The organism is Eubacterium sp. MSJ-13, from assembly GCF_018918235.1.
GTDB lineage: Bacteria > Bacillota > Clostridia > Lachnospirales > Lachnospiraceae > Butyribacter.
The window spans coordinates 1-11384 of the sequence record NZ_JAHLQE010000024.1 but is presented as its reverse complement, the minus strand read 5'-3'; the positions used below and the strand labels follow the sequence as shown (position 1 = coordinate 11384).

Annotated in this window: 11 protein-coding genes and 1 tRNA gene; 4 read left to right on the top strand and 8 right to left on the bottom strand. The window is 36.8% G+C overall.

The genetic code is table 11. The features are described 5' to 3' along the window. Positions 1-146: 146 nt before the first annotated feature. A complete protein-coding gene (locus KQI69_RS01070; RefSeq protein WP_216563433.1) occupies positions 147-692 on the top strand; it encodes a GNAT family N-acetyltransferase in 546 nt (181 codons plus the stop codon). On the opposite strand, the gene KQI69_RS01065 is transcribed toward KQI69_RS01070, so the two are convergent. Beyond that, on the bottom strand, positions 677-1759 hold the full coding sequence (locus tag KQI69_RS01065) for a DUF6128 domain-containing protein (RefSeq protein WP_216563432.1): 1083 nt from the start codon (positions 1757-1759) through the stop codon (positions 677-679). The genes KQI69_RS01070 and KQI69_RS01065 overlap by 16 nt on opposite strands. A 277-nt stretch (positions 1760-2036) precedes the next feature. Between KQI69_RS01065 and KQI69_RS01060 the strand changes: the two genes are divergently transcribed. Beyond that, positions 2037-2867 carry an Mrp/NBP35 family ATP-binding protein gene (locus KQI69_RS01060; RefSeq protein WP_216563431.1) on the top strand — a complete coding sequence of 277 codons (831 nt, stop codon included), beginning with the start codon at positions 2037-2039 and terminating at the stop codon, positions 2865-2867. A 148-nt stretch (positions 2868-3015) separates the two neighbouring features. Here the strand turns inward: KQI69_RS01060 and KQI69_RS01055 are convergent, their stop codons facing one another. Both KQI69_RS01055 and KQI69_RS01050 read right to left on the bottom strand, forming a co-directional pair. Then, positions 3016-3906 (bottom strand): MYG1 family protein, encoded by an 891-nt coding sequence (locus KQI69_RS01055; protein WP_216563430.1) that lies wholly within the window; start codon positions 3904-3906, stop codon positions 3016-3018. Positions 3907-4104: 198 nt separating this feature from the next. Further along, the gene (locus tag KQI69_RS01050; RefSeq protein WP_216563429.1) at positions 4105-5316 is read right to left on the bottom strand and encodes an NADP-dependent isocitrate dehydrogenase; all 1212 of its coding nucleotides are present in this window, start codon (positions 5314-5316) and stop codon (positions 4105-4107) included. 226 nt (positions 5317-5542) lie between these two features. On the opposite strand from KQI69_RS01050, the gene KQI69_RS01045 reads away from it, so the two are divergent. Then, positions 5543-6541, top strand: a complete 999-nt coding sequence (locus KQI69_RS01045; protein WP_216563428.1) for an Ig-like domain-containing protein — start codon at positions 5543-5545, stop codon at positions 6539-6541. Between the two features lie 122 nt (positions 6542-6663). Here the strand turns inward: KQI69_RS01045 and KQI69_RS01040 are convergent, their stop codons facing one another. Genes KQI69_RS01040 through KQI69_RS01030 form a run of 3 tightly spaced genes read right to left on the bottom strand, consistent with a single transcriptional unit; the run spans position 6664 to position 9762 of the window. Then, a complete protein-coding gene (locus tag KQI69_RS01040) occupies positions 6664-7986 on the bottom strand; it encodes an AMP-binding protein (RefSeq protein WP_216563427.1) in 1323 nt (440 codons plus the stop codon). 21 nt (positions 7987-8007) lie between these two features. Further along, positions 8008-9141: a thiolase family protein gene (locus tag KQI69_RS01035; protein ID WP_216563426.1), complete on the bottom strand. Its 1134-nt coding sequence runs from the start codon at positions 9139-9141 to the stop codon at positions 8008-8010. A 27-nt stretch (positions 9142-9168) separates the two neighbouring features. Continuing rightward, positions 9169-9762 carry a hypothetical protein gene (locus tag KQI69_RS01030; protein WP_216563425.1) on the bottom strand — a complete coding sequence of 198 codons (594 nt, stop codon included), beginning with the start codon at positions 9760-9762 and terminating at the stop codon, positions 9169-9171. Between the two features lie 282 nt (positions 9763-10044). Here KQI69_RS01030 and KQI69_RS01025 point away from each other — a divergent pair, with 282 nt between their 5' ends. Next, the gene (locus KQI69_RS01025; RefSeq protein WP_253288937.1) at positions 10045-10605 is read left to right on the top strand and encodes a biotin transporter BioY; all 561 of its coding nucleotides are present in this window, start codon (positions 10045-10047) and stop codon (positions 10603-10605) included. On the opposite strand, the gene ispF is transcribed toward KQI69_RS01025, so the two are convergent. Both ispF and KQI69_RS01015 read right to left on the bottom strand, forming a co-directional pair. Then, complete coding sequence (gene ispF / locus KQI69_RS01020; RefSeq protein WP_216563424.1) at positions 10602-11156, bottom strand: 2-C-methyl-D-erythritol 2,4-cyclodiphosphate synthase; 555 nt, start codon at positions 11154-11156, stop codon at positions 10602-10604. The two genes, KQI69_RS01025 and ispF, sit on opposite strands and share 4 nt — an antisense overlap. Positions 11157-11222: 66 nt before the next feature. Next, positions 11223-11296: transfer RNA gene (locus KQI69_RS01015), tRNA-Met, on the bottom strand. Positions 11297-11384: the final 88 nt, after the last annotated feature.

Sequence of the window (11384 nt, the reverse complement as noted above, 5' to 3'; positions counted from 1 at the left end):
GCTATTTTCTAGCCGGTGCTATATCCAGTTGTTCATTTTATGGCTGAACTGTTACAGTTTTTTATTTTTTATCTTCCATTTTCAGATTCATTATTCTATAATTAAGAATATACTATAATAAGTCAAATTTTAAACGAGGTTTTATTATGAATATATTTTATCAGACTGACCGTCTAATTTTAAATATACTCCAGCCTTCATGGGCTCCAGTAGTATTAAATTTTTATAAGAGAAACAAAGATATCCTTGAGTCTCTCGAACCTGCAAGAAGTGAAAGATTTTACACTGAGTCCTTTCAGCATGCAAATCTTTCACTTGAATACAATAGTTTTTTTAAAAACAACTATATGCGCTATTGGATATTTGATAAAAAAAATCCCGACTATCCTATCGGGACTATTTGTTTCAGTAATTTTCTGAAAGGTGCTTTCAATAGCTGCATGGTAGGTTACAAACTTGACAGGGAATCTACCGGCAAAGGTTATATGATCGAAGCTTTAAGTTTTCTTCTGCCGGAACTTTGTTTTGACTATCCACTGCATAGGATAGAAGCATATGTTATGCCTGATAATACGAGTTCGATCCGGCTTCTTAATAAACTAGGTTTTATACAGGAAGGTTATCTTCATTCATTTGCAAAAATAAATAATTCATGGGAGGATCATTTTCTCTACACCTATTTTAATGGATGAATCCAATATCCAAATGCTCCACAAACATCTTTCACATCACCTATCGGTTGGAAATATATAAATCCATGCTGTCTTGCTACCTTTTCATCGTAATCATTATATACTCCTGGTGAACCAATGGCATATTGCATCGACTTATCTTCAACATTTATCCGGGCAAATATTATATGTCTGTAACTACAATATCCATGCAGCAAAAAAGCATTATTTGCAAGTACCCACATTTTTATTGGCAGACAGCCTATATCTTTAAGTTCTATCCTAACGCTCTTTTCAATTATTCCCGAAACAAACGGATACATTATTGGAAATGTACTGAGGATTCTCTCCCCGAAATCTTTTTCGTTGTCTTCATAAACACTTGCTTTAATTACAACCTTTTCCGAATCAAAATCATCTATCTGTCTTTCTTCTGTAACAACGGACTGTGCCGAACTTGCCACCTCATTCTCTCCCGAACTTGCTCCGTCATCATTTACAGATATATCTTCCCTGTAATCTTCATTTACACTTTCCTTCTCCCTTGCATTTAAATCCCCATCTCTGTTTTCAAAATTTTCATTTTCATTGGTTTTATCTCTAAATCCATTGCTTCTGCTATCATTTTTAGCTGTTCTATTATTTACGATATCATCCTCTTTTGAATCATTCTCTTCAAATATACTCTGTCTGCTATTCGGTGAAACAATCTCCATCTCACCTAATCTCACCTCATCTTTTACCCATGAAGTTGCAAAAAACATCTCTTTTCCAATATATACGATAAGACCGTCAATATCATCAAATGAATATCCTGTCTGTGCAATATTTCCCATATCAAGCACAAATCTGCTTACAAGATTTCCCGATTTTACTCCCATATCAGAAACTTCTATACATTTTGCTCCATACTCTTTTTGAATATATAAATATACTTTTGGATATAATTCAAATGGTATCATACGCATCTGAACCGTAAAACGACACTGCTTATCCATGAGTTCTATCCTGACAAAACCTGTATTCTGGCTTTTTGCACCATTTATGTATTTGTACAAATAAGAAACCATTCTTTTATACTGACTCATAACCTGCCTCCATCAATCAATTATTTATCTGCACCGAAACAAAGAAGCCTGATATTTAAGCCCCTTCTCCCGTAAGCCACAGCATTATAATATAAATATATGATATATCTAAGAGATTATGACTCAATATTTAACACTATCAAGGATGTGATATAAATTGGCACATTTATAAGAATTATGATATACTTTATCACATATTATCGTCAGATATGATATTTTTGAAAAAACGCACACAATCAGAGATATTATATGTGTGCAGAAATGAGGTTTAATTATTATGAGTGAAAATTGTACCCACGACTGTTCAAGCTGCGGCGAAGCATGTGCAAGCCGCGATCCAAAGAGTTTTATAGAAAAACCAAATCCAAAGAGTTCTATCAAAAAAGTTATAGGCGTTATCAGTGGAAAAGGCGGCGTTGGTAAATCTATGATATCTTCAATGCTTGCTGCTAATTTTCAGAAGAAAGGATACCATACAGCCGTTCTTGATGCCGACATAACCGGTCCTTCAATTCCTAAAGCATTTGGTATTACGGAGAGAGCACGAGGTGATGAAAACGGTATTTATCCTGTTTATTCCAAAACAGGCATACAGACAATGTCAGTTAATCTTCTTCTCGATGATGCGACAGATCCTGTTATATGGCGTGGTCCTGTCATCGCAGGTACCGTAAAACAGTTCTGGCAGGATGTTATCTGGACAGATGTTGACTATATGTTCGTTGACATGCCTCCTGGAACGGGAGATGTAGCTCTCACCGTATTTCAGTCTATACCTGTTGATGGCATCGTAATCGTGACATCACCACAGGAACTTGTTTCAATGATAGTTGCTAAAGCCGTAAAGATGGCACAGATGATGAATGTACCTATAATCGGTATTATCGAAAATATGAGTTATGTAGAATGTCCTGATTGTGGAAAACACATAGAAGTATTTGGAAAAAGCCACCTCTCAGAAGTTGCAGCGGTATACAAACTTCCTATACTCGGTCAGATACCAATGACTCCTGCAATAGCCGCCGCCAGTGATGCCGGTGATGTTGAAAGTCTAGATGTAAATTGGTTTGACGAGGCAATAGACGCCATAGTAAATGCAACAAAATAATTTATAGCAAAGTTTCATATTACAAATAAAACGGGGCAAAAATGATTGATTTTTGTCCCGTTTTAATCAACTATGTTTCTCTTGATATAAAATTTTAAACCAAACAAGTCATCTGTAATAAATCATGTCAGCCAATCTAAACGCTCTTTTAGTCCTGCGTAAGCAGATTTATTCCACCAACAGCAATCTCAATAGAGAGTTTCGCCGCTTTAATTGCATCATCAAGTGTTTCTGCTGCAGCAAGAAATCCATTCGGATGACAAAACCTAAGTGTCTTTATTCCGCTTATCTTTCTAAGTTCTTCAGCTTCTTTTCCACACCATGATTCTGGGAAATCGCATATCAATGTATTATCCTCCGTGCCTACCGGAACACCCTGTACACTGTATCCCCCTCTATTTGATGGATATACAACATACTTGTAACCGCTGTCGATAACAACGCTCTTCCACGGTACAAACCTAGATAATACAAGCACCTCTCCATCACATTTTTCCATATCAGCTTTTACAAGTTCGGCAGCTCTCACAATGCCTGCAACTGAATTAAAATGATTTACAAGAATAACTTTAGCAAATTCTACTGCCTTCTTAAAACAACTATCATAATCCTGCTCCTGATCCCAGCCCGGATTAAATTCTGATATTATCTTTGCAATGTCATTTGAACATCCTGTATTATCTGACTCATCAAGCGGCTGTATAAATTTTTCGTCAAATCTAAGTGCCTCTTCCTCTCCGACACATTTGGCACCAAACTCTCTCCACAAAAGACCGAAAGCAGCGTAAGGACAACCGTTTTCCCTGTACTCCTTATCCTCCTGATGATGATCAAATTTTCCTCTTCCTATATCAAAAACTATCCCATCAAAATCCTTAGGCACTTCAAATCCCCTTATAATTTCAATATCAGGTTTTATCATCTTCAGAAATGCCGTTGCAAAAACATCATCCGAATGAAATTTTGCACCATGCGTAAACGCTTTTGAAGGAAGCTCTACCTTTCCCTCAAATATCTTTTCATCTACACCAGAACTCATAATTAAAACCTCCTTTACTTTTAAAAACAGGCACCCGCTAAAATCTAAAAATCCAGGGGTGCCATTTTGATTTCAAGAACACATTCTTGAATAATATCTTAGGTTTAATACATTATTACTGTACACATCATATTTGTCAGACCTGTGTCTGCGTAGTTATCATACAGCAATCAGTCACATTTTATGTAAGCAATAATATTATGCAAGCTCTTTATCAAGATTTTCTTTGATTGCCTTGATAAAGTCCTGACTGTTAAGTACTGTCACATCCTCAAGCGTTGTGATAAGTGCAAGATCCTTCGTCATCTTTCCTGACTCGATAGTTCCAAGCGGTGCCTTCTCAAGTTGATCTGCAAATGTCATAAGTTCAGGAATATTGTCAAGTTCACCTCTCTTGCGAAGTGCTCCTGTCCATGCAAATATCGTAGCTACTGAGTTTGTAGATGTCTCCTCACCTTTAAGATGTTTATAATAGTGTCTCTGAACAGTTCCATGAGCAGCTTCATACTCATATACTCCCGTAGGTGATACAAGCACTGATGTCATCATCGCAAGTGAACCGCATGCTGACGATACCATATCACTCATAACATCACCGTCATAATTCTTACATGCCCAGATAAAACCGCCTTTTGCTTTCATAACACGGGCAACTGCATCATCAATAAGCGTATAGAAATATTCTATGCCCGCTGCCTCAAACTTATCCTTATACTCAGCTTCATAAAGATCATTGAAAATATCCTTGAAGTTGTGGTCATAAATCTTTGAAATAGTATCCTTTGTTGCAAACCACAAATCCTGTTTTGTATCAAGTGCATAATTAAAACATGCCTTTGCAAAACTTGTGATCGATTTGTCTGTATTATGTATTCCCTGGATGATTCCAGGTCCAGTAAAGTCCTGAATAGTCTTGCGGATTTCTTTTCCATCCTCACCTGTAAATACAAGTTCTGCTTTTCCAGGTCCCGGCACTTTAATCTCAGTATTCTTATAAACATCACCATATGCATGTCTTGCAAGTGTGATAGGCTTCTCCCAATTCTTTACGCATGGAGTGATACCCTTAACCTGGATAGGTGCACGGAATACCGTTCCATCGAGAGCTGCTCTGATAGTACCATTTGGTGACTTCCACATCTCCTTAAGGTCATATTCTGTCATTCTGGCAGCGTTTGGTGTGATAGTTGCACATTTAACTGCAACTCCATACTTCTTTGTAGCCTCGGCAGAATCTATAGTAACCTGATCATTAGTCTCATTACGATGTTCGAGACCAAGGTCATAATATTCTGTCTTTAAATCTATATATGGAAGTAAAAGTTCATCTTTTATGATCTTCCAAAGTATGCGTGTCATCTCGTCCCCATCCATCTCTACAAGTGGAGTTGTCATTTTAATTTTGTCCATCATTAGCCCTCCGATTATGTAATTTCTATCTGACATATTTAAATGTGCCTTCTAAATTGTAACACATTTTCTTAAATTTGTGAAGCATTACGCTTTACTTGTTAATTTTTCACAAAACTGCATATGCATTTTTGTTATATTCCACGATATTAAAAAAACATCATTGACTTTTCACACAATGCCGTTTACGATACACCTATCGCAGCCTTCCAGTAAGGAGGGTATTATGAATAAAAAAATCATAACTATATTAACTATCGCAGCAGTATTGTTTTCATGTGTACCATGTGACACAGGTGTAACCGCTGCTTCCAACTATCCCATTATCATTCTTTCCTGTTACAGCAAAAACATGAATATCGGTGACTCATTTTACCTTGCTGCCATTTCTTCAAACGGAGGTATTCCAACTTTCAAAAGCACAAGCAGCAAGATTGCCGCAGTCACATCGCTTGGAGAAGTAACAGCCAGATCACCAGGCACATGCAAAATCAATGTAAAAGATAAACGCACTGAAATAAGCTGTAAGATTACCGTTTCCAAAACAAAGATCGTTTTATCCAGAAAAACAATTTCTATAGAGCACAACGAAACATTCAAACTAAATGTTACAACTTCAACAAAAGGAGAAATAATTTTCAAAAGCAACAAATCAAGTGTTGCTACTGTTGATGATAACGGTAATATTACCGGAAACAAACCCGGCGAAGCGATAATCACCGTAAAAGCTGACACATCAACTGCACAATGTAAAGTAAAGGTTAAAAATCCGACCATAAAATTGGGATTTTCTTCTTTAACTATGTACAAAGGACAATCTAAAACCATAACTGCTGATATATCGTCAGGAATAACCCCTATATGGAAAACTAACAAGTCAAGCATCGCAACCGTTGACGATAATGGCTGCGTTACCGCTGTTAAACATGGAACTGCAATAATAAGTGCTACCGTGGACGGAATCAAAAAAACATGTGAAGTCACTGTAAAACCGCCTGTTATAAAATTGAGCAAAACATCAATCACTTTAAAAACAGGTGAAAAATTCACTTTAGAAGCCAACGTATCTTCAAATAATATACCACAGTGGGTTTCAAAAAAGACATCTGTTGCTACTGTTGACCAAAAAGGAATCATCAAAGCAAAAAAAGCCGGACAAACCATAATCACCGTATCAGAAGATGGTGCTCAGGCTTTCTGTTCAGTAACTGTCACAAATAAATAATCACCAAAACTTTCTGTACTGCTACCGCCACAAAAATAAACACTTAATTTTATAAAATATGAGGAAGGCTGCGAACCATTATAGTCAAGCGGATATTTGCAATCCGCTCTGATAGTGTTAAATTACATATATTTATCTAATATACTCTTTCTGTCAATTTTTCCCGTATCCTTATTATGAGGCATTTCCTCTATAAGTATTATTCTTCTTGGCATTTCAAAATGTGCAAGTCTTTTTCTTATATCTGTATATATATTCTGTTCAAACTCGGTTTTTTTATCTTCATCAGCAAAAATTTCATCCCTTATGCTATCCTTAACAGAAACATATGCTGTAAGTATATCTTTCTCCTTTTCCATAATGACTGCTGCCTCACTAACCTCTTCTTTTTCACATATGGCAGCCTCTATCTTTGCCTTTGAAACCTTTCTGCCTCTTATCCCCACTATATCATCAGAACGCCCTTCAAAATAAAGATTTCCAAAATCATCAAGATACCCCCTGTCTTTCAGTGAAAACGGACACTCGACTCCATAAACATGAAATTCATTTGTTACATATATCTCACCGTCTTTAACACTTACTTCAACCTTAGGAAACGGTTTACCAATAAGATTTCTTTTCGTATTCATGTTTTCATCAGTAACATATGAAATATAATTTAACTCACTTGCACCATAATATAAAATAACTTTTGTATTTGGAAATACTTCCTTTAACATTTCAGCATCTTTTTTTCCAAGACTCTGGGAACCTGATAGAATCATTTTTATATTAACATTTTTCTCCTTAAAACAATCCGGTATGCACATAAGTTTTGAAGGAATAAGATAAATCACATCCGCATCCCACTGTTTTATAACTTCTTCCCACCTTTTTGGATTAAACTTATTTTCCACAATCGTAACCGCTCCTGCATAAAGCTGTGCCATAACAAGATTTAAATTTCCTGTAAACGCAAGACTCCCCTGAACAAACATCCTGCTGTTTTCATTTATCTTAAAAATGTCATTTTGAACAGGAAAAAAATCACACCAGCTTTCATATGTTCTGTATAAAATCTTTGGAATCCCTGTAGTACCAGATGTCATAACAGCCATACATACCTCATCGTGAACTTTATTTATCTTCGGAAGTTCTGTTATGTCATGCTGCACTATCACAGGTATGACTCCGATTTTATTACATGCAAGAAACAAAATAAGCTGTTCAAGAAATAATCTGCTTTTTATCATATAAACTTTTCTTCCGGTTTTTACATCTTCTCCTATCTTACGCCATGTTCCGTTATGCATTGAACCATATGCTTTATCTTTATTAAGAAGTATCAACCCTGCCGCCTCATCTGCCATCTGCACGAGCTCACCGTATGTATACGGAATCCCATCCTCAACAAATGCCAGCTTTTCAAATTTTTTTTCACATATCATTTCATAATAATTCATAACAATACCCCATTTTGTACTTTATTTTTTTATCAATACCGCACTTCCTACTCCACCTGCTGCCGCCACAGCACAGACTGCATACTTTCCGCCTCTTTTCTCAAGTGCTTTTAAAGCATGAAGTGTTATTATACCTCCTGATGCACCATAAGGATGACCATATGCAAGTGCACCGCCAAATATATTATATTTTTCTATACTGTCAGGATATCTTCGTGCAAATAATTCATCTATAACCGCAAATGCCTCATTACACTCATAGATATCTATTTCAGCGGATGAGATACCATTTTTCATTAAAAGCCTGTCAATCGCAGCTATACACGATTTCTGACTCTGTTCCGGATTTGTTCCCACCTCCGCAATATCAACAAACTCTCCCATTGGAGTAAGCGGCGTTTCACCAAGATACCTCTTTGAACATAATATCAAAAAAGCTGCTCCATCGTTTGTAAGACAAGCATTTCCCGCCGTAGTTATCTTTCCATCTTTCAATACAGCCGGCAAACGGTTTAATAACCTTTCACTCATCCTTTCCCTTATACCCTCATCTTTATCACAACCTTCAATAATCTCTACGGTTATATCATCGAGCTCTCCTACATCTCTTGCTTCTTTTGCAAGTCTGTGACTCCTTAACACCCACTTGTTAAGTTCCTCTCTTGTAATCCCCTCAGAAACTGCCGTTTGCTCTGCTCCCTCAAGCATAGCTTCCTGGCTGTGTGAATCAGGCACAAACCTGGCTGTCTTATACCAATTATCCCCATATTTATCATAATCCGGATGATTTCTATTATACGCTCTCCTTGGTGCTGTAGAACTACTCTCAAAACCACCTGCAATTATCAGATCAGCCTGCCCCGAATCAATCTTTGCAGCAGCTACAGCAATACTCTCAAGAGCTGAACCGCACTGAAGGTCAATCGTAAATGCCGGAGTTTCAATGCCAAATGAAGATGACAACGACATAACCCTTGCTATGTTTCCTCCTGCCCCGACACCATTTCCTGCTATAATACAGTCTGCTTTTTTTATGCCTGTCTTATCCGCCAGTGCATCAAGCACCTTAGCACCGATTTCTTCAGCAGACACATGACGGTACATACTGTTTTCTATTCCTATATAACTTCTCAGTCCATCTAATATATAAGCCATAATAAGCCATCCCTTTTTACTATTCTTTTACTTTAACAACCTAAGTTCAAACACTCTTACAGCTTTTACATAGCTGCCATCAATACAATGCCACACCCATGCATCAAATTTTCTGTCATTCCTATATATTTCAACCTTCTCCCCCTCAAAAACAGGAAGGATATATTTAATATCACATGATGATATAGCTTCTCTTTCAAGTAAATACTCAAGCATCAAGAACCCCGGAACAATCGCATTTTCCGTTCTGTGAATAGGATTTTTATCCTGAACATCACGCACAAAATCCAATATCTCATCCTTCTCAAATACAACAAAATCATAAAAATTCATATTCTCATGCTGGATGTACTCCTCAAACTCAGCTTCACTTTTTTCACCAGCATGAACAGAGGCAGTGTTAAATCCATCTTCCGTTTTATTAACTATCCTCATAAGATGAACTTCAAAATTTATTCTGTCATCTTTGACAACGAGCACTGCATAATTTTTTCTCTGTTTTTTTATTTCTGCACTCAAATCACTAACACATTCACGAATAACTATATCTCTCCCACAGTTATCATTTTTAAACAGGACCTTTGCAATAACCCAGTTCTTAAAACCTTCAATTTTAGACAAAGAAGCAAAATATCTCCTATATTTTTTATACACCATATCCACAATACCTCTCACTTCTCTATATAATATAACTCCCATTATGACAGTATATATTTCACCCTGTCTATTGTCAACCATATTTTCAAAAAGGTTGACAAGACTGTTTTTTATATATATACTTTCTCTTGCAATGAACTAAAAGCTTGCTTCACAAAAGCTTGCACATTCATAGCAAAACATTTTTATTATATAGAATAGTCTTTAATATATAATAAAATATAATTGTAAAAACGGAGGAAAACAATGAATAATTCTATTACAAAAACCAAAAATGTATTTGCAACCCAAAACCTTGTACTTATGGCTCTTTTTGCAGCAGTACTCTGTGTATCAGCTTACATAAGTATTCCGCTTCCAAACGGTTCACATATTACTGCACTCAACTTTGTCGTAACACTTATAGGACTTGTTTTTACGCTTCAACAGTCATTTCTTATCTCACTTGTCTGGCTGCTTCTCGGTGCTGTAGGTGTTCCTGTATTTATAGGAGGCCAGGGCGGTATCGGATATTTATTTGGTCAGTACGGAGGATATTCTTTCGCATTTGTCATTATCGCTATTCTTCTTCCTATATTCTGCAGACGCGAATATAACAGAATTTCATTTACAATAGCAGCCATTATATCCGCTGTATTTGTTGATGTTTTTGGTTCTTTATGGATAATGCTTATCGGAGGCATAAATTTAAAGGCGGCATTTATCGCAGGATTTTTACCATTTATCGCACTTGATACGGTAAAAGCCATCGTTGCCGCCCAGATTGCGCCTGCTTTCAGACGCATATTAAATAATGCAATAGACTAATTTTTGTTAGCAGTTATACAGCCCTTGCACCCGGCACAGCCTGTCGGGTGCGTTTTTGTCATATCAACAGAATAATCGTACATTGATGACAATGAACAGATTGCCTGTGAAGAAATCCCCTTTCCTGTTCCTGTGAATCCAAGACCTTCCTCTGTTGTTGCTTTCACATTTACCTGATCTATATCAATCCCAAGAGTATCTGCTATATTTTTTCTCATATCATCAATATAATTTCTTAATTTCGGACGCTGTGCTATTACAGTAGCATCAATATTTTCTATAATATAACATTTTTCTTCAAGAAGACTTCCCACTTCACTTAAAAGTTTGATACTTGAAATTCCCTTATATCTGTCATCAGTATCAGGGAAATGTTTGCCGATATCTCCAAGTGCTGCAGCTCCAAGTAACGCATCCATAATAGCATGCAGCAGAACATCTGCATCAGAATGACCGAGAAGTCCCTTTTCATAAGGAATCTTAACACCACCAAGTACCAGCTCACGCCCCTCAACTAATTTGTGAACATCATATCCCATTCCTACTCTCATATTTTTAATTTCCTTTCTTTTTTATAATGCAAAAAAAATCCTCTGAAAAATTCAGAGGATTCAAAGTAGCGGGAGAGGGATTTGAACCCACGACACCACGGGTATGAACCGTGTGCTCTAGCCAACTGAGCTATCCCGCCATATTAAATTGTAACAACGAAATTCGCTGTAATGGGACCTACAGGGCTCGAACCTGTGACCCTCTGCTTGTAAGGCAGATGCTCTCCC

Excerpts from the sequence above, each read along its gene's own strand:
- KQI69_RS01060 (WP_216563431.1), top strand. The coding sequence starts at position 2,037 with ATGAGTGAAAATTGTACCCACGACTGTTCAAGCTGCGGCGAAGCATGT.
- KQI69_RS01065 (WP_216563432.1), bottom strand. The coding sequence starts at position 1,759 with ATGAGTCAGTATAAAAGAATGGTTTCTTATTTGTACAAATACATAAAT.
- KQI69_RS01040 (WP_216563427.1), bottom strand. The coding sequence starts at position 7,986 with ATGAATTATTATGAAATGATATGTGAAAAAAAATTTGAAAAGCTGGCA.
- ispF (WP_216563424.1), bottom strand. The coding sequence starts at position 11,156 with ATGAGAGTAGGAATGGGATATGATGTTCACAAATTAGTTGAGGGGCGT.
- KQI69_RS01055 (WP_216563430.1), bottom strand. The coding sequence starts at position 3,906 with ATGAGTTCTGGTGTAGATGAAAAGATATTTGAGGGAAAGGTAGAGCTT.
- KQI69_RS01025 (WP_253288937.1), top strand. The coding sequence starts at position 10,045 with ATGAATAATTCTATTACAAAAACCAAAAATGTATTTGCAACCCAAAAC.
- KQI69_RS01070 (WP_216563433.1), top strand. The coding sequence starts at position 147 with ATGAATATATTTTATCAGACTGACCGTCTAATTTTAAATATACTCCAG.
- KQI69_RS01045 (WP_216563428.1), top strand. The coding sequence starts at position 5,543 with ATGAATAAAAAAATCATAACTATATTAACTATCGCAGCAGTATTGTTT.
- KQI69_RS01050 (WP_216563429.1), bottom strand. The coding sequence starts at position 5,316 with ATGGACAAAATTAAAATGACAACTCCACTTGTAGAGATGGATGGGGAC.
- KQI69_RS01035 (WP_216563426.1), bottom strand. The coding sequence starts at position 9,141 with ATGGCTTATATATTAGATGGACTGAGAAGTTATATAGGAATAGAAAAC.